The organism is Nocardia sp. X0981 (genome assembly GCF_977089955.1).
Genome location: NZ_OZ372435.1, coordinates 5,340,790 through 5,361,174 on the forward strand (window position 1 = coordinate 5,340,790; position 20,385 = coordinate 5,361,174).

Here is a 20,385-nt window from a genome sequence, read left to right on the forward strand (position 1 = left end):
CCATACCCGACCGGCTTCAGTCTAGGACGCTCGAATTGTCGGCGTATACCCCGAATCCACGATCCGGACAACAAAATTGCTGCTAATTTTACGAGAGCGATAGTCCGTCGGAATTTTTGTCCGCCGGCGATCTGGATGTGCCGCGAGACCCCCGCAAGGAAATCGCAAGGTTCATCGGCAACAGGTATCGATAGGGTCCCGAATCCGGCGCTGTGGCGGAAACCGGAACGCACCGCTCGCCCGGCCGAAGCCACACAGGCGATACTCGTACGTGATCCGGATTCCGCAGGAAACGTCCCCACCCTGGAAATCAGGTGTTTCACGTTCGCCCCGATCGGCACGGACACATGACCGGGCTCCGGCGCTATTTACGAAAGCGAGACTCCGATCGGGAACAGCGCTTCGCGATCACCGAACACCAGGCCACGGGAAATATGTTAATCATAATTTTTTCACTTTTTATGATTTCCGGCCGACCTGCCCCGCATCCGGTGCCGGAGCGGAAAAACACCGATAATTCATAGGATGACACCGCCGAACGTTTCCGGCTATCCCATACGGGTAGTTCGCGCCATCAGGAAACCGGCACAGGTCAGGAGCCGACCATGAGCAGGCAATTGTTTCGCAAAGGCGACAAAGTCGCATGGAGCAGCCACGGAAATACGGTCGAAGGCGAGGTCGAAGAGGTCATCACCTCGGACACCGAGGTGGCCGGGCGGACGGTCCGAGCCTCCGAAGAGGAGCCACAGTATCGGGTCCGGAGCGCGAAAAGCGGCCGCGATGCCGTGCACAAACCCTCCGCGCTCCGCCGGCAGGGCAAGTGATACAGGACCGATCGATACAGGAAGGAGAAGGCCGTGCCGGACGACAACGACGCGGACATACGTAAGCAATTCGACGACACCGTCAACATGACGGCCGAGGAGTTACGCCGATGGCTCGACACCGACGAATCGAAGTCGGTCGGGCAGAAACCGGCAGGCGGGGGCGAGTCGACAGGGCATGCCAGCGGACGCCGCATCGTCGAACTACTCGAGAAGCAGACCCTGACCGACGACGATTATGCCCATATGCGCAAAGTTATCGGCTACGCGCATCGCCACCTCGAACAACGTCCGTCCGGCGAGATCGAGGACAGCAAATGGCGCTATTCGTTGATGAATTGGGGGCACGACCCCCTGAAGGCCACCGAGTGAGAACCGCGACGAGGTGATATCACCGCCGGTGCGCCGGGACTTCTCGCGGCCGGCTACGTTCGTTCCGGCCGCGTTCCCTGCCGTGGGGCACCGGGTGCCCCTTCGTATCGGTCGAGCTGCCGGCGGAGGAGTTTGCCGGTCGCGTTACGCGGAAGTTCGTCGATGAACCGCAGATGTGGCCGGCCGATCGCGCCGCCTTCACCCGCTATTGGGAGGCCGAGAGCGCCGAGATATCCCTCGATGCCGAGGTCAAGGCCTATGAACCGGCACCTCGCGGATATGAGGCGACGGCGGGCGCTCGGTAAATCACTCGTCTGACCGACCCACTCCCCCGGCCGCGGCCCCCGTCCGAGCAGTGATGAGCGCATCCGGAGCCGGGTGCCGGTACCGCAACCGCCCGCACCTATCCCCTGCGCGACCGCATGCTCGGCCTGACCGACCGGCTCCCCGCCCTGACCCTTCACCTGTGGTATCGCGAGCACACCTCCGGCGCCCACCACGGCAGCCTCGACCCGGCCGGCCTCGACCTGCCAGAAAAGCGGACTACATCCGCTGCGGTGGTGCCGAATTCCTCTGGACCATCCGAAGCTTCCTCCGGAAACGGCGTATTCCCGGCAACCGCGTGCGCACCGAACAGTTCACGCCGATGGACTGGCGGGAAGCTACGCGCTGATTCCCGGTACGGGTCAGCCGATGGGTTGGCGGCCACGAACGCGCGGACCGGTATGGGCGGGAAGATGCCGGTAACCGTGCAGGGTGAACAGCGGCCGCCGGGTCGGCGGGCCGGTCAGCCGCAGCTCCGGGAATGCCTCGAACAGCGCGTGCAGGGCATGTGCCGCCTCCATCCGGGCCAGACCGGCGCCCAGGCATACGTGGATACCGCTACCGAAGGACAGGTGGTTCCTGGCGTTGTCCCGGGTGATATCGAAACGGGCCGGATCGGTGAACACGGCGGGATCGCGGTTCGCGCCGGCCAGCGAGAGCACCACGGTCGATCCTGCGCGCAACCGGGTGCCGCCGATCTGCAGCGCGGTGCGCGTGGTACGAGCGGTGGCCTGCACCGGCGGATCGATCCGGAGGATCTCCTCCACCGCGTTGGGCCAGAGGTGCGGCTCGGCGCGTAACCGGTCGAGTTGATCGGGATGCTGGAGCAGCCGGACGATGCCCTTGCCGATCAGGTTGACCGTGGTTTCGAAACCGGCGGCCATCAGCAGAGTCGCCGACGCGCACAGTTCGTGGGTGGACAGATCGCCCGCGACGACCAGGTTGCTGAGGATATCGTCGCCGGGTTCGGCGCGGAGGCGCTCGATATGCGCGAGCAGGTACCGGTGCACTCGCTCCGAGGAGCGCATCGCCCGCTGGTGGGTCCGCCAGGGGATACCGAAGTCGAGCAGCGGACTGATGTCGTCGCCCCAGCGCAGGAACATCTCGCGGTCGGAGTCCGGGAAACCGAGCATCTCGGAGATGATGGCGATGGGTACCTGCGCCGCGTACCGCTCCACGAGGTCGGTGGGCCCGTTGTCCGGGAGCGCCGCGAGCAGTTCCGCGGTGACCGTTTCGATCCGGTCGCGCAGCCGGGCGACGGCGCGCGGGGTGAAGGCCGCGGTGACCGGTTTACGCATCCGGGTGTGCCCGGGCTGGTCGATCACCAGCATCGACGGCGGATCCACCGGGTTCGGGGGCACGGGTCGCCGTTCCAGCGCGCGCCGGACGGGCCACGGCGCACCGAGCACGGTGGGTACGCCGACACCGAAGCGGCTGTCGCGCAATACATCCCGGACGAGATCGTGGTCGAAGGTGATCCACACGGGAAGGGCCCGGTGCAGACCACCCGCCCCACGCATCTCCTCGATCAGTGCGTAAGGGTTCTCGATGCCCTCCACACCACCGTTCAACCGTGCGAACAGATCACCGCGGCGGAGCTGGATCCGGTGGAACAGGCGGATCACCCCGTGATTGTTGACCCACCGATACACATACTGCGGTTTCATCGAGCCCCTCCATCGCCGAACCGTCGCCTCCTTGTGGGTGTTACGAATATCACAACCCGAGCGGCGACCGAGTACCGCACCGAGTCCTGTCGCGGTAAGTGATCCGAGGTTCAGCGCGCGAACCACCCGCGCCGCGCCGAGTACGACAGGACATCATCCGAGGCGTATCCCGCCGTCGGGCGGGCCGAGCCCCGACGCCCCACCGGTGGCGGGCAGACTGTGCCCGGTGAGCGCCACATTGCATGCCAGCGGCCTGTCGGCCGGGCACGCCGAACGGACCCTGTTCGCCGACCTCGATCTCACCCTCGCCCCCGGCGACGTGATCGGCCTGGTGGGCGTCAACGGCGCGGGCAAATCGACCCTGCTACGCCTGCTCGCCGACGGCACCCCGGACAGCGGCACGATCACGCTGAGCCCACCCGACGCCACCGTGGGATACCTGGCCCAGGAACCCGAACGTATCGATGGCGAGACCGTACTGGAGTTCCTCGCTCGCCGCACCGGTGTCGCGCACGCCCAGCGGCTCATGGACGCGGCCGCCGAACGCCTCGGCGACGGCGGCGCCGACGACTACTCCCCCGCACTCGAGCACTGGCTCGCTCTCGGCGGCGCCGATCTCGAACAACGCGCCGCGGAGGTCGCCGCCGATCTCGGGCTCACCGACGGCCTCGCCGGTGGACTGGCCACCCCGATGACCGGGTTGTCCGGCGGACAGGCCGCCCGCGCCGGACTCGCCTCGGTCCTGCTCTCGCGTTTCGACATCCTGTTGCTGGACGAACCCACCAACGACCTAGACCTCGACGGTCTCGACCGCCTCGAACGATTCGTCACCGGCGTCCGGGTTCCCCTGATGATCATCAGCCACGATCGGGAGTTCCTGACCCGAACGGTCAACGGCGTCCTCGAGCTCGACCTGACCCAGCAGCAAGTCGGTTTCTACGACGGCGGCTACGATGCCTACCTGGCCGAACGGGAGATCGCGCGCCGGCACGCCCGTGCGGCGTACGACGAATTCGCCGCCACCAGAGCCGGTTTGGAAGCCCGGGCGCTGATGCAGCGCAATTGGCTGGAACACGGCGTCCGCAATGCCCGCCGCAAGAGCAGGAACGACTCCGACAAGATCGGCCGTAGGACCCGCGCCGAATCCACCGAGAAACAGGCCGCCAAGGCGCGCCAGACGCAGCGGCGTATCGAACGGCTCGAAGTGGTCGAGGAGCCGCGCAAAGAGTGGGAGCTGCGCATGGAGATCGCGCGGGCACCGCGCAGCGGTTCTGTTGTGGTGACGGCCGGTGATGCCACCGTCACACGCGGCGAGTTCGTTCTCGGGCCGGTGACCACCCAGATCGATCGAGCCGACCGTATCGTCTTGACCGGGGCGAACGGCTCCGGTAAGTCCACTCTGCTCGCCCTGCTACTCGGTAAGCTCGCCCCCGATACGGGCACGGTCGCACTCGGTTCCGGCGTGCGGATCGGCGAGGTCGACCAGGCACGTGGCCTGTTCCGTGGGAACATCCCCCTCGCTCACGCCTTCGGCGCGGCGATGCCGGAATGGCCCGAAGCCGAAGTACGCACTCTGCTCGCCAAGTTCGGTCTGCGCGGCCCACATGTCAACCGCGCCTGCGATACTCTCTCCCCCGGCGAGCGCACCCGCGCCGCGCTGGCCCTGCTGCAGGCCCGTGGAGTGAACCTGCTCGTCCTCGACGAACCGACCAACCACCTCGACCTGCCCGCTATCGAACAGCTCGAGCAGGCCATCGATTCCTTCACCGAGACGCTCGTTCTGGTGACACACGACCGCCGGATGCTCGATTCGGTACGAGCCGACCGCCGCTGGCATATGGCCGGCGGGCAGCTCACCGAGGAGTAGGGCGGCGAGAGGGGCGCTGCCCCGGGGCAGCCGGCTGTCGACCACCGCGCCGAGTTCGATCAGCCCGGTGGCGACTCCGGCGGCGACAGGGCCCCGGCTCGCCGCAGTTCGACGCCGAGCACCTGCTACAAGAGCCCTCCTGTATGGGATACGCTCGGCAGTAGCTCGGTTGCGCTGAACCTCCGCCGCCGATCCGCGGCGCCGAAGCCTACTCAGGAGGCGGCGATGCGCTCTCGCCGTTCCACACGGAACGATCCCGTACCGCCACCGGCTGTGGCGGCAACCCCTTGGTCGATTCCCCGAGGGCTGATCGTCGTACTGACCGTGGCCGGAGTGGTGGTGGCCGTCACGGGAACGAAAGCCGCCGCCGACATTCTGGGCCCCGTTTTTCTCGCCCTGATGCTCAGCATCGCGGTCCAGCCCGTTCAGTCATGGGCGCAGCGGCGTGGACTGCGCCCGTGGGCCGGAATGGCGGGCGCGGTGGTGGTGGTCTACCTGATCCTGCTCGGTTTGATCGGAGCTCTGGTGCTGTCGGCCGCCCAGCTGGCCACCCGGCTGCCGGAATACGCCGGAGCCGTGGACGACAGGCTGGCCGGCCTACGCAATGCTCTCTCCGCCGCCGGGGTGGGCGACGAGCAGATTCGCAAAGCGCTCAGCGGTATCGATATCGGCAGGGTCGTCGCGCTCCTCGAATCCGCGTTACAGGGTCTGCTCGGTGTGTTCTCGAATGTGTTCTTCATACTCGCGCTGCTGTTCTTCATGGCGCTCGACGGTATGACCATCGGGGCGAAGATGGACATCATCGCGCGCACGCGGCCCGAGATCGCTCACGCGTTGACGGCCTTCGCGCGAGGTACTCGCAAATACTTGATCGTCTCCACGGTGTTCGGCTTGATCGTCGCGGTATTCGACGGCGTGGCACTGTGGCTGCTGGGGGTCCCGTTACCGGTGCTGTGGGCCCTGCTGTCGTTCATCACCAACTACATTCCCAATATCGGCTTCGTCATCGGACTCGTACCACCGGCACTTCTGGCGCTGCTGGAAGGTGGGCCGCAAACGATGGTCTGGGTGATCGTGCTCTACTGCGTGATCAACTTCGTGGTCCAATCGGTGATCCAGCCGAAATTCGTCGGCGATGCGGTCGGGCTCAGCGTCACCGTGACCTTCCTGTCGCTGGTGTTCTGGTCCTGGGTACTGGGGGCACTCGGCGCACTACTGGCCATCCCGATGACACTGCTGGTCAAGGCTCTCCTGGTGGATATAGACCCCGCCGGCCGCTGGATCGGTGTTCTGCTCGGGGAAAAAGGAGTGACAACCGAGCGAGCTCCTGGATCCGGAGCTCCTCCGTGAGGGTGGATATCGCCGCCGTCGTACCGGTGGTCACCGGGTGCCGGACGCGGCCCGGGCTCGAGTAGTGGGACGCGGCAGAGCGGCGGCGACGAGGAGCCCGACGGCCGCGAGGACGGCCAGGGTGATCATGGCGGCGGCATAGGCATGACCGGTCAGACCGGCGACGAGGATGGTGCCGGCGACGGCGGTACCCAGTGACGAGCCGAGGTTGGAGACACAGCGCGAGAGGCCGGAGATCTCGCCTTGGAGTTCGTCGCCGAAGCTGGACTGGACGATATCCACCGAGGGAGTCAGCATTGTGCCGAGTCCGAGCCCGATGAGCAGTAGTCCGGGCGCGAACCCCCAGGGGCCGACAGAGCGGCCGGCCAGAGCGACCAGGACAACGATTCCGGCGATGGTCGTCCCGAAGCCCGCCATGATCAGGGTGCGCCGGGTCCGGTGCCGGACCAGCCACGCGGCCGCGAGCGAGGTGGCCAGGAGCCCCGCGGTCGCCGCGGTGAACACGATCCCGGTCTCGATCGCGTTGTAGCCACGCACGACCTGCAGATAGGCCGCCACCACGAACGAGGTCCCCATGAGCACCAACCACTGGATGTGCTGGGTGAGGAGACCGAGATCGGCCGTGCGGTTACCGAAGAGGCGGGCGGACAACAGCGGCTCGTGCCCGGCACGTTCGGCGGCGCGGGAAGTGGCGAAGAACACCGTGAGCACTACCACGCCCAGTGCGAGCAGGGCCAGCATCAGCCAGAGGTTGTCGTCGGCGGCCAGGATACCCAGGACGAGCAGGATCAACCCGGTGGCCGACAGGACCGCTCCGCGGATATCGAAGGGCCGGGCCGGGTCCGGCGGGACCGGATCGACGATGCGGCGGCTGGACACGATGATGACGATGATGACCAGGACCTGGAACCCGAAGGCCGCGCGCCAGCTGAGAGCCGAGGTGATGAGCCCGCCGATCAGCGGTCCGGCGGCGGCGCCGATACCGCCCATGGCCATGATCGCGCCGAAGGCCCTGGCGCGGGAATCCGACTCGGTGAACAACAGTGTGGCCAGGATGTAGACGGGTGGGATCAGCATCGCGGTGCCGATTCCCTCGAGGATCGAATTGCCGAGCACCAACACACCCAGAGCCGGGGCGAGCGCGCTGAGCAGGGCGCCGACGCCGTAGACGGTGAGGCCGGCGACGAAACAGCGTTTGCGGCCGTAACGGTCGGTGAGCTTTCCGCCGGGGATCATCAGCGCCGCCATCACCAGCAGGAATATCGTGATCGTCAGCTGCACTCCGTGCACGTTCGTGTTCAGGTCTTCGCTGATGTCGGTGATCATCACGTTCATATTCGAGCCGGCGAAGCTGCAGATGAACTGCGCCAGCGCGAGGGGCACCAGGACCCCGCGCGGTGTGTCGCTGCCCGCCGCCGCCATCGACCGATGCTAGGTCGGGGCCGCGGGGCCGGGCTCGGATCGATCGAGTTGCTCGTCCAAGGCGATGGCCGCGGCCACCAGGGCCAGGTGGGTGAAGGCTTGCGGGAAGTTGCCCAGTTGTTCCCCCGAGGGGCCGATCTCCTCGGCGAAGAGACCGACATGGTTGGCGTAGGTGAGCATCTTGTCGAAGGCGTAACGGGCTCGGTCGACCCGGCCCGCCTCGGCGAGGGCTTCGACGTAGAGGAAGCTGCACAGGTTGAACGTTCCTTCGACGCCGCGTAGGCCGTCCGGCGAGGCCGCGGGGTCGTATCGGTAGACGAGACTGTCGCTGACCAGTTCGGTCTCCATGGCGTCGAGAGTGCTCAGCCACGCCGGATCGTGCGGGGTCAGAAATCCCATCCTCGGCATGAGCAGCAGTGAGGCGTCCAACACGTCGGTATCGAAGTGCTGGACGAACGCCTGCCGATCCGTACTCCAGCCGCGCTCGACGAGCTGGCCGAACACCGCGTCACGTTCACGTCTCCAGCGGGCCAGATCGGCGGGCCGGGCATGGTCGGTGGCGAGCCGGATACCACGTTCGAAAGCCACCCAGGTCATCAAGCGGCTGTAGGTGAAGTCCTTGCGGCCGCCCCGGGTCTCCCAGATTCCCTCGTCGGGCCGGTCCCAGTGGTCGGCGAGCCAGTCGAGGAGATCGGCGAACGCACGCCACCCCGCGATGCTGCCGATATCGGCGGACTGTGCCAGCGCATCGGCGGCCTCACCGTAGATATCGAGCTGGATCTGATCGGCCGCGCCATTACCGACCCGCACCGGGGCCGAACCCCGATAGCCCTCCAGATGGGTGAGGATCTCTTCGTCGAGCCGTGGCTCGCCGTCGATCCGGTACATGATCTGCAGCGGCTCCCCGGACGCGGTGCCTCCCGCCGCCACGCGGTCCCGCAACCACCTGCGGAAGGCGGCGGCTTCCTCGGTGAAGCCCAGATCGATCAGGGCCCGCACCGACAAGGACGCATCACGAACCCAGGTGTAGCGATAGTCCCAGTTGCGTTCACCCCCCACCTGCTCGGGCAGACCCATGGTGGCCGCGGCGATCGGCGCCCCGGTCGGTGCGTAGGTCAGCAGCTTCAAGGTGATCGCCGAGCGTTTGACCATATCCTGCCAGCGTCCCCGATACGTGCATGCGCGCAACCACTCCTGCCAGAACTTCCGGCAGGCCTCGAACTCGGCGAGGACCTCTTCCCGCACCGGCGGGTGCTGGGCGGCGCCACCGGCAGCGGTGGTGGTCAGCACGATCACCGCGGTCTGCCCCGCGGCCAGCGTGAAACGCGCGGATACGTCGCCGCCGTCGGCATGTAGCGGTACCGGATCGGTCACCTGCAGATGTAGATCGGTGTCCGCGCTCCGGAAGACCGCCCGGCGAGAGTCGGGAAGCTCCAGAGTATGTGGGGCGCGGGCGTAATCGAACCGCGGCCGGCAGATCAACCGGAACGGCAGACTGCCGCGGACCACACGCACGATCCGCACCACACGGTGCCGGTCGGTCGGGGCGCGATCCTGGATCGGCCCCATGAAATCGATGACCTCCCCGACCCCGCCCGGCGCCATGAACCTCGTGACCAGTACGGCGGTATCGGAAAGGTAGAGCTGGCGCACCGTTGTCTCCCCCGAATCCGGATCGGCGGCCAGCTGACAATGACCGCCGCGTTCGGAATCCAGCAGCGACGCGAAAACACTGGGCGAATCGAAGCGCGGGGTGCACCACCAGTCGATCGTGCCCGCCGAGGACACCAGCGCGGCGGTCTGCAGGTCGCCGACGATGCCGTGCTCGGCGATCGGGGGGTAGGAACTCACGAGCACTCCTTCGCCGAGGAACGCTCGGGTCCCGTCCGATAGGTCGCCATGTCCCGCCTTCCACAAGTGTTCGGCCCCTAACGAATACGCCGGACTCGGCATCCGACGCCTCACCCGCCACGGGTGAATCGACCGATGGCCCCATCGCTGCCCGTCCCGACGGCGAGTAGAATTTCCGACCACGCCGCTTCCAGCGGGACTCCACACCACAGCGAGTCGGGCGTGCACACCACATCGATGAGATCGCCGGCGGTATTCGTCTCCTTTTCCGTCGTGCCCGCGGGAGCGCGGATCGGGCCGGAGGGCAATGGTGCGGTGGTGCCGTGTGATCTCTCGGCGAGCCGCGACGACAGGCCGAGCGCGTGAGCCCCACCGGCAGCGACCCCGCGGTCCACGAAGGTAGCGTCGAAATACGCGTCTATGCCGAGCTGAACGATCTGCTCCCGCCGCAGTCGCGGTACGCGGTCCTGACGCGGCCGATGCGCTCCCATCAGACCGTCAAGGACATCGTCGAGGCGGCCGGTATCCCGCATACCGAAATCGACCTGCTCCTGGTGAACGGGGAATCCGTCGATTTCGGGTACCGTCCGTGTCCGGGCGACCGGCTCGCCGTCTACCCGATGTTCGAAAGTCTCGATATCGCCGGGCTGACCCGGGTGCGCCCCCGGCCGCTGCGGGAACCGCGCGTACTCGTCGATGTCAATCTCGGGGGGCTCGCCCGGCTCCTGCGGCTGATGGGGCTCGACGCCCGCTGCGAATTCGCGGCCGACGACGCCCGGCTGGCCGAGATATCCGCCGAGGACCACCGCGTCCTGCTCACCCGGGACCGCGGCCTGCTCGCCCGCCGCACGGTCACCCACGGTGTTCTCGTCCGCGCCGATCAACCGGTCGAGCAGACCGTGGAGGTGATCGCCCGCCTCGATCTGGCCGACTGCCTGGCACCGTTCACCCGCTGCCTCCGCTGTGGCGCGCTGCTGGCGGACGTCGCCAAGGACGACATCATCGACCGGATACCTCCGTTCACCCGCCGGTACCACGACACTTTTCGCCGATGCACCAGCTGTGAGCAGGTCTATTGGCCGGGCACCCACCAGCGGCGGCTCGACGAACTCGTCACCCGGATCACAACCCGGGTGCGGCGCACCTCGTGATCGCGAGCCGGACACCTGATACCCGGCGTCGACCGGTCCGGCGATACGGCGGTGTCCACTCCGAGCGGTATCCGGCTCGGCCCGTCGACCACACCACTGTTACGAGGCCTCGGCGGGATCGGCGGCACACCGGTTACCGGGACCGGTCCGGCCGCGCATACCCATGACTTCCTCCCACCAGTCGCCGACCGGGCTCGGGTCGGGCCATACCACCGGTTCGGCCTGTCGGTCGCCGGTTGCCGGCGAGAGCTGATGTTGTGCGGGCACACCTGCGCTGGGTGACATGATCACTCCTCGATGCTCGTCGGCTGCTTCCGCCGACTCGCCCGTTCTTCCCCGCCGTGCGGTACCGAAACCCGGGCACGGACAGCGACAGGACTCGCCGCGAGTGGGGAGCATCACACCGGCGAGTCGGGCCGGTCACGTTTCGCCGCCCGATCTCGGGTATCTCCCGGCATGACGGTGACGCGACGCGGCGCACCGGTGCGACAGTTACCCATCGCATGCTCCGGGAGGGCTTGTGTCTTCGATGCTTTCGTTTCTCACCCTCATGCTCGTGTTGCCGGGCTTGGCGGCCGCCGCCGCGTATGTCGCGGTAGCGATCAGTTTGTGGCTCGAAGGCCGGGAGACAGCCGAGGGTGCCGATGCGTCGGGTGCCACGCCGCCCGGCCGAGTCCGGCCGGTCTCCCCGGTGTCGTGCGCCCACCCGGTCCGACACGCCCGTACCGCCGCGACCCGGTGAGCGAGGCGGCCGCGGCAGCGGCGATGACACCGGCCTCCGCCGAGTGCGGGCACCGGGGCAGCTGATTACCGGCCGGTAGCACGGGTAGTCGCGACACAGGCGCAGCATGCGCCGGACCCACATCCTCGATACGAAGGAAATGAGGTAAGCATGAGTTCGCGTGATACCACTGCTCTGCTGACGCAGTTGCGGGCAGTCCTCGATCTGACGCACACCGAAATCCAAGTAGCCGAAACCCGTATCGCCCAGGCCCGGACCGATGCGGTGCGGCGGGAACTGTCCGAGAACGCCGACAATGCCCGTGCCCGGGCGGAGGCCATCGAGGCCGCCCTTCGTGAGCTCGGCGGTTTCCCCGAGGTCATCGGCCCCTTCCTCGGGCGGGTGGCCGCGGCGGTCAAGGCGATGGCCGAGCAGGCCCAGCCCTTCGAGGAGGCCCTCCTGGGCGATCTCGCCCTGGAACATCAGCTCCTCGACCGCGCCCGCTATATCAAGGCCCTCGCGACCAACGCTCGTAACACCGAGATCGTGGATCTGGCACAGCGGCTGATCACCGCGCACTCGGCGACGGTGGAATGGCTGACCACCGTTCTGGTCGAGGATGCCCTCGGCGGTCCGGCCGCACTGCGCCGCACCCCGCTGCAGGCGGTCACCGGAACAGCGGTGAAACTGGCCAATCTTCCGGTGGCCTGGTCCGCCCGCGGTTTGGACCGCGCGCTGGACGCCGTCCGCGCCACACCACCCGCGTTGAGCGAACTGCTGGCCCGCGGCGCGCATGCCGGGGATATCGCCGCCAAATCTCTCACCGCCTCCCGCGACGCCGCCCTGGAGAGTGCCGAGCACGTGGTACGCCGCGAAGGCAGCGATACCGCTGCCGACTCCCTGCACTCGATCCGCACGGCCACCGGCACCCTCGACCCGGAGGAACTGCCCATCGGCGACTACGACGAGATGAATGTCGGCCAGGCCGTGGCCGCGGTCAAAGAGCTGACCGAACCGGCCGATGTCCGGGCGATCGTCGCCTACGAGGAAGCGAACAAGAACCGACAGGGTGTGGTATCGGCCGCCCAGGCCCGTCTCGCGGCGATCGCCCGCGAGGTCGCCGACCTCAACTGAGCTCTTACCACGCGGGACCCGACCATCGCACCGCCGGGCTACGCACCCCCGGGCAGACCGTCGCGCATCCGCTTCCGGTCCGGGCCACCGGGCGGTTCCGGACGTCGCTCAGGGTGCTCCGGTCTCCTGTTCAGGAATGGTCGGCGGCACGAAGCGACGGCGGCTTGCGTCCTTCGCCGGTCGCGGCGGTCGGCCCGGGTCCGGCGAAACGGTGCCACGGAATCACGGCGGGGTATCGGTGCCCCGGTGGACGACCACCGTCCGGTCGGCGCGGTGGAGCAGATTCTGGCTGGTGGAGCCGAGTAGGGCGCCGCGGAACCGGCCCCACCCTTTACTCCCCACCACCACCATCTGCGCGTCCTCGAGGGCGTGCAGCAGTTCCCGAGCGGCCGAGCCCCGCCGTGATCTCGGTTCCACTTCCACATCGGGGAACTCCTGGCGGTACGGCGCCAGGATCGTCGCAAGAGTTTCGGCTTCGGTACGGGCGATCGCTTCCCAGTCGATGATCAGCTCGGTGGGACCCAGCAATTGCATCGCCGTGGGTACCGCGGCCCCGACCGCGGAACTGTCGGTCCAGCTGCGTACCGCCGTTACCGGAACGGAGAGGAGACGGGCCCATTCGAACGCGATCCGGGTCGCCGCGGCCGCCGGGGGGCTCCCATCCGCGCCCACCGCTATCGGGCGGTCATCGATCGAGACGTCGGCGGGATCCCCACGCCATACCGCCACCGGGCAGTGTGCGTGATTGGCCACTCGCAACGCCGTGGAGCCCAGTAGCCATCGTTCGACCGTGCCCGCGCCGGTGGCACCCACCACGATCAGCACGGCGTCCTGCGCCGCGGCGAGCAGACCCGCGGCGGGGGCCCGGCTGTCCGCTACCGTCTCCAGGTCGACCCCGGGCACCCGTTGCCGCAGCGAGGCCGCGGTAGCCGACAGCAACTCGGACCGATAGGCCTGCTGTATCTCGGCCAGTTCGGCGGGGGTGAGAGCCGTATCGGCCATCGGGCCGGGAGCCGGTGAGGAGTGCACCAGGTGTACCGGCACGGCGAGTCGTGCGGCGAAGATCGCGGCCCATTCGGCCGCGGCCAGCGAGGTCTCCGATCCATCGATACCCGCCACGATGTAGGTTCCCGAGAGCGCCGACCGCATATGTTCCCACCTTTCGTACCCGTGTACCGCGACGCTCCTACGCGGCGATGCGGAGAGCTGGTATCGCGCGGCAACCAGTCGCTCGGCGTGATCGGGACCGAGACGGCAGCGCCGCCGGCCGGCTATCCATATCAGCCCAGAATAGGAGTCCGTACCGTCCGCTCCCGGGGCCGACACGCGGCGGGATCCCGGACTCCGGCGAGACGACTGACGCAGCCCTGCCGGCGGCCGCGCGTATGACGATCGGAGCGCCGTTTTCCCGCCCGTTCGGCCGTACCGGCGTTATCGCCGGCGGGGCCTCGCCCCATACGACGGCAGGGGCGCCGGCGGTGAGGTGGGCGACCCGGGCTCCGTGGGATCGATAGGAGGATTCGCGCCCGGAAAGCCGGAGTCCGGGGTGCCGGAAGTACCCGGCGCAGGTGAGGGGGCCGGTGGGCGGTTTGGCGGCGTCCGAGGGGGTACCTCGTCCGGGTCGACGAGGAAAGGAGAGGGCCGTGGAGAGTCGCGCCAAGTTCTTGGGACATGCTGTTCATCCGATGCTGATCGCGTTTCCGCTCGGACTGCTGGCCACGGCGGTCGTGTTCGACATCCTGTACCTGACGACCGACCGTTCCGGATTCGCGGTGGCGGCCGCGTATGCGATCGCGGCCGGAATCGTGGGCGGGTTGGCTGCCGCGCTGTTCGGCTGGATCGACTGGTTCGCCATCCCGGCAGGTACCCGGGCGAAACGGGTCGGGTTGACCCACGGGCTGGGTAATGCCGTCGTATTGGTGTTGTTCGCGCTCAGTTGGCTGCTGCGGGCCGGCGCCGACGGCTGGGTGCCGAATCCCTTGGCCCTGGTCTGCAGTTTCATCGCTGTCGTATTGGCCGTTGTCACTGCCTGGCTGGGCGGTGAGCTGGTAGAAAGGCTCGGTGCCGGGGTCGATCCGGGCGCCAACCTGAACGCTCCGAATTCGCTGACCCACAAACATCTCACCCGGGGAGCCGGGACGGAGGCGTTCCGGGCCTGAGGGCGAGACCGGATCACGCTCGGCGCATCCAATAACTGAACAAATGTCCAATTAGATCTGGACGAACGTTCAACAGTGTGGTTCGCTGCCTCTCGGAAGGAAGGAACACCGATGGCAGGAACCTCACCCCACCTCGCCTCCGGCCCGGGCACCGACGAACGGACACTGCGCCGGCGCACGATCCTGGCGGGCGCGGCGGCCGGCACGGCGGCCCTCGGCGCCGCCGCGGTCGCCGGAACCGGCGCGGCACCGGGGCAGGCGTGGGCCGCCCCGGATTCCGGTGAATATCAGGTCGGACTCGGTATCTCCGATATCACCGGTCCGGCCGCGGAATGCGGCATGATGGGCTATTCCCAGCAGGACCAGACCACCGCCGGTATCCATCTGCGCCCCCGGGCGCGTGCCTTCGTGATCGCGGCCGGTGGTGAGCGCGTCGTCTTCGCCGTCGCGGAGAACGCCATGATCTTCCAATCCGTGCACCGCGGGGTACTCGCCGAACTGGCCCGCAGGTTCGGTGACCTCTACACCGAGCGCAATGTCCTGCTCACCTCCACACATTCGCACGCCGTCTGCGGCGGCGCGGCCCACGACTACGCGTACAACCTGTCGATCCTCGGATTTCAGCAGCAGGTCTACGACGCCGAGGTGAACGGCCTGGTCGAAGCCATCGCCGCCGCGCACGCCGACCTCGGGCCGGGCACACTGTCCCTGGGCCGTGCCGAACTGCACGACGCCAGTGTCAACCGCTCCCGCGTCGCTTTCGACCGCAATCCCGCCGAGGAGCGGGCACACTTCCCCGGTGCCATAGCCGCGATATCGCTCCACAAGGGCGGCGAGCCGGTCGGCGCGATCACCTGGTTCGCCACCCACAACACCTCGATGACCAACAAGAACCGGCTGATCAGCGCGGACAACAAGGGTTACGCCGCGTTCACCCACGAACACACCGACCACGGGGTCCGCTACCTCGACGGCGCACCCGGTTTCGTGGCCGCCTTCGCGCAGACCAATGCCGGCGATATGTCACCCAATCTCGACCTCCAGCCGGGTTCGGGACCCACCCACGACGAGTTCGAGAACACCCGGATCATCGGCCGGCGCCAATACGATGCCTCCCGCGCCGCGCTGGGGGCCGCCCGGCCGATCAGCGGACCGGTGGGTGCGGTGTTCTGCTATATCGACCTGGCCGATACAGCCGTCGACGCGCGTTTCGTCCCCGAGGGGCAGCCCCGGCGGACCGCCCCGCCCGCGGCCGGTGTCTCCCTGCTGGCCGGCAGCATCGAGGACGGCCCAGGTCTGCCCGGCGGACCGATTCCCGAAGGGGTCCGCAATCCCTTCCTCACCGCACTCGGCGATCCGCACCGGCCGGCTCCCGCCTGGCTCGCCGACGCGCAGGCACCGAAGGCGATCGCGGTACCGTTCGCCCTGCTTCCCCCGGCACCCTGGGTGCCGAGCGTCGTACCCATCCAGATCATGCGAATCGGTGAACTGTATCTGGCCGCCGCCGGCGGCGAATTCACCATCGTGGCCGGGCTGCGGGTCCGCCGGGCCGTGGCGGACGCCCTGGGGGTGCACCTCGATCAGGTACTGCTGCAGGGCTACGCCAACGCCTACCACGAATACGTCACCACCCCGGAGGAATACGACGCGCAGCAGTACGAGGGAGCGTCCACCCTGTACGGGCGCTACACATTACCGGCCTACCAGCAGGAGTTCACCCGGCTGGCCGCCGCGTTCGCCGCCGGCGCGAACGTCCCCCGCGGCCCGGCCCCCCGCGACCTGTCCCATATGCAGCCGAACTTCGTCCCGCCCCCCGGCCCGGATACCGCACCCGCGGGCCACGACTTCGGCGCCCCACTCGTCCAGCCGGCTCCCTCCTGTCCTCGGGGTACACGGGCAGAGGCCGCGTTCGTCTCGGCCCACCCGAAACACAACCCGCGCCGCAACGGTACGTTCCTCGAGGTGCAACGTTTCGCCGGTGACCGGTGGGTGCGGGTGGCGAACGAGGGCGAATGGGATGTGCGCTTCCACTGGAGCAAACGCGCGCCGACCACCTCGGTGGCGACCTTCGCCTGGGATATTCCGGCCGACGCGCCGACCGGCCGGTACCGCTTCGTCCATTTCGCGGACCGGCTGGGGGCGGACGGGACGCTGTCTCCGTTCACCGGTACCAGCAACGAATTCGAGATCACCTGATCGTGCCCCGGACCGGCCGCACACGAGCCGGGCGGACCGGCTCCGGCCAGGACCGCGCGATGGGATCACACCGGCGCCACCCGCGGTCGCCACGGCGAGATCCGGACTCGCACAGCGGACGGCCCGGCGGCTCAGGTGGGGGCGCTGTTCGCCGACAGCGGGTTCGTGGTGCCGTCGACCGGTAGCGGCAACTGCTGCTCACAGACCGCCTCGACGAATTCGCCGGTGAGTTCCTCCGACACCCCGTGCGCGATATCGGCCTCGGTGATGATACCGACGAGCCGGCCCTGCTCGGTCACGGGCAGACGGCGTATCTGATAGCGCTGCATCAGCGCCAGCACCTCGGTGACGTCGGCGTCCACTTCGACACAACGTAATTCGTCGCCCTGCGCGAACTCCCCGGCGGTCGACGTGGCAGGGTTGCGCCCCAGGGCCAGGCAGTTCACCACGATATCCCGGTCGGTCACGATCCCGACCGGATGGCTTTCCCCATCGCAGATGAGCAGTGCGCCGATATCGCGCTGGCGCATCTGCTGCGCGGCCGTGTCCATGGTGTCGCGCACGCCGATACTCACCACATCCGGATGCATGAGCTCTCGCGCCTTCATCATCGTGCTCTCCTTCCACCGGAATCGACCTGTTCGGTACCTACGTCACCGCGGCACGGCCGCCCGGCGGGGCCCGGCGTACCGATCCGCGGCGCCGGCCTGACGGCCGACCCTGTGCATCGGGCCCGGAGAAGACGTGGGCCCGTGAGCCATCAGGTTCCATGGTCCGTGCCCTCGCCGACGGTGTCCACAGCAGCCTAGTCCGGCCAGTGACCCGTGGCTCGCTGATAGGCCACGGCGCCGCCGCGGTCGACCGCGGCTTTCACCGCTCCGAAGATCGCGCCCTGTAAGGCCGCGGCCACCAGAATTTCCCGCCAGCCGTGGTTGCGGGACCTCGCCCCGGGAGCCTCGTCCTCCCCGCTGGCGCGGCGCCACACCTGCCGGAACACCGCGTGCGCGGCCATCCCACCCAGCGCCCCGGCCAGTATGCCGAATGGTTTGTACACGATGCTCACGCTGTCCTCCTGCGCAGGACGAACCAGGTCACCAGAGCGGCGAACGCGGCGGCGCCCACGGCGGGTACGGGGTTGCGGCGCAGGAATCGCGCGGCCTCTCCGCCCCGCTCGAGCACCGGGTCCGGGGTTGCGGCCTCGGCGCGGTCCAGTACCCGGCCGGCGTGGTCCCGCGCCGCCTCGACACGCTCACGCATATCCTGCTCCACCCGAGTGGTCCTCCGGCGTACGGTATCCGCGGCCGCCTGGGCGGTATCGGTGGCGCGCGCCCGCACATCGAACTTTCCTGCCAGCGCGTCCACGGTCTCCCGGAGTTCTTCGCGAACCTGTTCGCGGTCTCGGCGCAGTGCCTCGAGATCCTCGCCGGATGTGCTCCGGCCATTGTCGGTCATCGCTGCCTCCGGTGAGTGACGGTATCGAGATCGGTGCGCGCGCCCGCGACGGCCTCGCGCGGCATCGGCGGGATGTTCGCGGTGACGTTCTTCTTTCCCCTGATCGTCAGCGCGGCGCCGAATACGATCAGCACGACACCGACCAGTAACGCCGCGGCCCATACCGCAAGCACCAGGGCCAGCGCCGCCACGGCGGCGGCGACCGAGGCCGCGCCACCGTAGAACAGCAGCAGCCCACCGATACCCGCCAGACCCGCGCCCTTGGCCGCCGCGCTGGTCTTGTCCTGCATTTCGAGCCGGGCCAGCCGCATCTCGTCGCGCACCAGCCGACTCACCTGGATGGTGGCCACATCGACGAGTTCGCCGACCGACCGGTCATCGGTTCTCGGGCGAGGTCCTGTCGTCTGGGTCATGGGCTCCCTCCGTTTCCGGTTCGTCGCGGTCCGGTGGAACGTGCGCCGGACGAGCCGTCGAATGGGTGCGCGGAATCGGGCCGCCGACCCGCTTTCTCCGGCCTCCGAACTCACTTCCTGTTCGGGGAGCGGCTACCCGGGGCGATTCCGGATAAACGGCATGCCGTACCGACCCGCCGCGGTGCCGTCCACCGAGCGCGCCGGCGAAGCCGATGTTCTCCGGTGACCGGCCGATTCCGGGGGCCGAGTGAGCGAGCGTGGACGGCAGCGGGTAAGCAGTGAACTCACAACTTCTCACGTTGCGATGACAGGCTTCGACGACATCGTGGCGGGACATGTTCTCCCCCGGTCCCGGCACACAGCTTCGAGGAGAGCGGATGCAGCGATTTCCCGGCACGGACACCACCCCCACACCACAGGTCATCGCCTGTCGGATAGAACAGTTGCTCGATGAGCAATCGCGCGTGGTCGATGAACTGCTCTCGACCGAGACCTCGTATATCGAAGCGGTGGCCCGGGCTCGGCACGCCGGCCTGTTGGACTCGTCGGAGCTGAGGCGAGCCCATGACCGGCTTCGTGGCTGGGGTATATCGAACTTCTCCGGCCGCTGGCTGCGACTCGTGGGAGTCGCTCCCGAGGAATTTCCCGTGGCGGATACCGTGCGGTCACCCGACTGCGGGCACGGCACCGGCCGCGGGATACACCAGGCACCGGCAGCCTCCGAATAGGCTCGCGGGCGGCTACTGCCCCGAGCGCCGGATAAAGTCCCCTCGTGGACGTCTACCGTGAGTACCGGCCACCGGCCGGACTGCGCCCGGTGGTGGCGTGTGCCTGGGAAAGCGATGCGCTCGTCGACGGCACCCAGCGCGTCGTCCCGGATGGATGTGTCGATCTGGTCTGGCTCGGTGACCAGCTGCTGGTTGTCGGGGCCGATACCGAGCCGGTGCGGTGGACGGCGATCGGCGCGCCGGTCACCGGGCTCCGGCTGCGGCCGGGCATGGCAGGCGAAGTGCTGGGCGTGCCCGCCGACGAGGTCCGCGACCGGCGGGTTCCGTTGTCCCTGCTCTGGCCGGCGGTAGCGGAACTGACCGACCGTCCCGAAGCCACGGACCCGGCGGCACGCCTCCGGTTGTTGAGCGAGGCCGTACTACACCGTAAAGCGGAACCGGATCCGTTCATCGTCACCGCCGTGCGCCGGTTGGCCGTCCCGGGGGCTCGTGTCTCGGCCGTGGCGCAGACCCTCGGAGTCAGCGAACGCCATCTCAACCGCCGGGTCACCGCGGCTGTGGGGTACGGCCCCAAGTTCCTGGCTCGCGTGGCCCGGCTGCGCCGGTTGATCGTCACCCGGGACGGCACATTGGCGGATCGCGCGTATGCCGCGGGCTACGCCGGTCAGGCGCATATGACGGACGAAGTGCGGCGCCTGACCGGTCTGACGCCGGTCCGATTCCTGGAAGACGCGAGGTTGACGGCTGCCTAGCC

The 20,385-nt window shown here is 68.1% G+C and carries 20 protein-coding genes; 11 read left to right on the forward strand and 9 right to left on the reverse strand.

Annotated elements, in window-relative coordinates:
- Positions 1 to 605: 605 nt before the first annotated feature.
- Both ACYR7D_RS23505 and ACYR7D_RS23510 read left to right on the forward strand, forming a co-directional pair.
- The gene (locus ACYR7D_RS23505) at positions 606 to 824 is read left to right on the forward strand and encodes a hypervirulence associated TUDOR domain-containing protein (protein WP_459546693.1); all 219 of its coding nucleotides are present in this window, start codon (positions 606 to 608) and stop codon (positions 822 to 824) included.
- 33 nt (positions 825 to 857) lie between these two features.
- Positions 858 to 1,196 (forward strand): DUF3140 domain-containing protein, encoded by a 339-nt coding sequence (locus ACYR7D_RS23510; protein ID WP_459546694.1) that lies wholly within the window; start codon positions 858 to 860, stop codon positions 1,194 to 1,196.
- Between the two features lie 686 nt (positions 1,197 to 1,882).
- On the opposite strand, the gene ACYR7D_RS23515 is transcribed toward ACYR7D_RS23510, so the two are convergent.
- A complete protein-coding gene (locus ACYR7D_RS23515) occupies positions 1,883 to 3,187 on the reverse strand; it encodes a cytochrome P450 (RefSeq protein ID WP_459546695.1) in 1,305 nt (434 codons plus the stop codon).
- A gap of 226 nt (positions 3,188 to 3,413) precedes the next feature.
- Here ACYR7D_RS23515 and ACYR7D_RS23520 point away from each other — a divergent pair, with 226 nt between their 5' ends.
- Positions 3,414 to 5,054 carry an ABC-F family ATP-binding cassette domain-containing protein gene (locus ACYR7D_RS23520; RefSeq protein WP_459546696.1) on the forward strand — a complete coding sequence of 547 codons (1,641 nt, stop codon included), beginning with the start codon at positions 3,414 to 3,416 and terminating at the stop codon, positions 5,052 to 5,054.
- Positions 5,055 to 5,279: 225 nt separating this feature from the next.
- Positions 5,280 to 6,404: an AI-2E family transporter gene (locus ACYR7D_RS23525; RefSeq protein ID WP_459546697.1), complete on the forward strand. Its 1,125-nt coding sequence runs from the start codon at positions 5,280 to 5,282 to the stop codon at positions 6,402 to 6,404.
- A 30-nt stretch (positions 6,405 to 6,434) separates the two neighbouring features.
- Here the strand turns inward: ACYR7D_RS23525 and ACYR7D_RS23530 are convergent, their stop codons facing one another.
- The gene (locus ACYR7D_RS23530) at positions 6,435 to 7,826 is read right to left on the reverse strand and encodes an MFS transporter (RefSeq protein ID WP_459546698.1); all 1,392 of its coding nucleotides are present in this window, start codon (positions 7,824 to 7,826) and stop codon (positions 6,435 to 6,437) included.
- A 9-nt stretch (positions 7,827 to 7,835) separates the two neighbouring features.
- Positions 7,836 to 9,677, reverse strand: a complete 1,842-nt coding sequence (locus tag ACYR7D_RS23535) for a glycoside hydrolase family 15 protein (RefSeq protein ID WP_459546699.1) — start codon at positions 9,675 to 9,677, stop codon at positions 7,836 to 7,838.
- A 362-nt stretch (positions 9,678 to 10,039) separates the two neighbouring features.
- Between ACYR7D_RS23535 and ACYR7D_RS23540 the strand changes: the two genes are divergently transcribed.
- Entirely contained in the window at positions 10,040 to 10,828 is a 789-nt protein-coding gene (locus ACYR7D_RS23540) for a Mut7-C RNAse domain-containing protein (RefSeq protein ID WP_459546700.1), read from the forward strand.
- Positions 10,829 to 10,927: 99 nt separating this feature from the next.
- On the opposite strand, the gene ACYR7D_RS23545 is transcribed toward ACYR7D_RS23540, so the two are convergent.
- The gene (locus tag ACYR7D_RS23545) at positions 10,928 to 11,113 is read right to left on the reverse strand and encodes a hypothetical protein (RefSeq protein ID WP_459546701.1); all 186 of its coding nucleotides are present in this window, start codon (positions 11,111 to 11,113) and stop codon (positions 10,928 to 10,930) included.
- Between the two features lie 235 nt (positions 11,114 to 11,348).
- On the opposite strand from ACYR7D_RS23545, the gene ACYR7D_RS23550 reads away from it, so the two are divergent.
- Positions 11,349 to 11,570 carry a hypothetical protein gene (locus tag ACYR7D_RS23550; protein ID WP_459546702.1) on the forward strand — a complete coding sequence of 74 codons (222 nt, stop codon included), beginning with the start codon at positions 11,349 to 11,351 and terminating at the stop codon, positions 11,568 to 11,570.
- A gap of 150 nt (positions 11,571 to 11,720) precedes the next feature.
- On the forward strand, positions 11,721 to 12,683 hold the full coding sequence (locus ACYR7D_RS23555) for a ferritin-like domain-containing protein (protein ID WP_459546703.1): 963 nt from the start codon (positions 11,721 to 11,723) through the stop codon (positions 12,681 to 12,683).
- 222 nt (positions 12,684 to 12,905) lie between these two features.
- On the opposite strand, the gene ACYR7D_RS23560 is transcribed toward ACYR7D_RS23555, so the two are convergent.
- Complete coding sequence (locus ACYR7D_RS23560) at positions 12,906 to 13,832, reverse strand: universal stress protein (RefSeq protein ID WP_459546704.1); 927 nt, start codon at positions 13,830 to 13,832, stop codon at positions 12,906 to 12,908.
- A gap of 494 nt (positions 13,833 to 14,326) precedes the next feature.
- Here ACYR7D_RS23560 and ACYR7D_RS23565 point away from each other — a divergent pair, with 494 nt between their 5' ends.
- Both ACYR7D_RS23565 and ACYR7D_RS23570 read left to right on the forward strand, forming a co-directional pair.
- Positions 14,327 to 14,842: a DUF2231 domain-containing protein gene (locus ACYR7D_RS23565; RefSeq protein ID WP_459546705.1), complete on the forward strand. Its 516-nt coding sequence runs from the start codon at positions 14,327 to 14,329 to the stop codon at positions 14,840 to 14,842.
- Between the two features lie 111 nt (positions 14,843 to 14,953).
- Positions 14,954 to 17,038 carry a neutral/alkaline ceramidase gene (locus tag ACYR7D_RS23570; protein WP_459546706.1) on the forward strand — a complete coding sequence of 695 codons (2,085 nt, stop codon included), beginning with the start codon at positions 14,954 to 14,956 and terminating at the stop codon, positions 17,036 to 17,038.
- A 131-nt stretch (positions 17,039 to 17,169) separates the two neighbouring features.
- Here the strand turns inward: ACYR7D_RS23570 and ACYR7D_RS23575 are convergent, their stop codons facing one another.
- From ACYR7D_RS23575 to ACYR7D_RS23590, 4 genes are all read right to left on the reverse strand, one after another.
- Entirely contained in the window at positions 17,170 to 17,649 is a 480-nt protein-coding gene (locus ACYR7D_RS23575; RefSeq protein ID WP_459546707.1) for a CBS domain-containing protein, read from the reverse strand.
- 194 nt (positions 17,650 to 17,843) lie between these two features.
- Positions 17,844 to 18,101: a DUF4235 domain-containing protein gene (locus tag ACYR7D_RS23580; protein WP_459546708.1), complete on the reverse strand. Its 258-nt coding sequence runs from the start codon at positions 18,099 to 18,101 to the stop codon at positions 17,844 to 17,846.
- On the reverse strand, positions 18,098 to 18,490 hold the full coding sequence (locus tag ACYR7D_RS23585) for a DUF3618 domain-containing protein (protein WP_459546709.1): 393 nt from the start codon (positions 18,488 to 18,490) through the stop codon (positions 18,098 to 18,100). Before ACYR7D_RS23585 ends, ACYR7D_RS23580 begins: the two co-directional genes overlap by 4 nt.
- Complete coding sequence (locus tag ACYR7D_RS23590) at positions 18,487 to 18,903, reverse strand: phage holin family protein (protein ID WP_459546710.1); 417 nt, start codon at positions 18,901 to 18,903, stop codon at positions 18,487 to 18,489. Before ACYR7D_RS23590 ends, ACYR7D_RS23585 begins: the two co-directional genes overlap by 4 nt.
- A 377-nt stretch (positions 18,904 to 19,280) precedes the next feature.
- On the opposite strand from ACYR7D_RS23590, the gene ACYR7D_RS23595 reads away from it, so the two are divergent.
- The gene (locus ACYR7D_RS23595; RefSeq protein ID WP_459546711.1) at positions 19,281 to 19,631 is read left to right on the forward strand and encodes a hypothetical protein; all 351 of its coding nucleotides are present in this window, start codon (positions 19,281 to 19,283) and stop codon (positions 19,629 to 19,631) included.
- A gap of 44 nt (positions 19,632 to 19,675) precedes the next feature.
- Positions 19,676 to 20,383, forward strand: a complete 708-nt coding sequence (locus ACYR7D_RS23600; protein WP_459546712.1) for a DUF6597 domain-containing transcriptional factor — start codon at positions 19,676 to 19,678, stop codon at positions 20,381 to 20,383.
- Positions 20,384 to 20,385 lie beyond the last annotated feature (2 nt).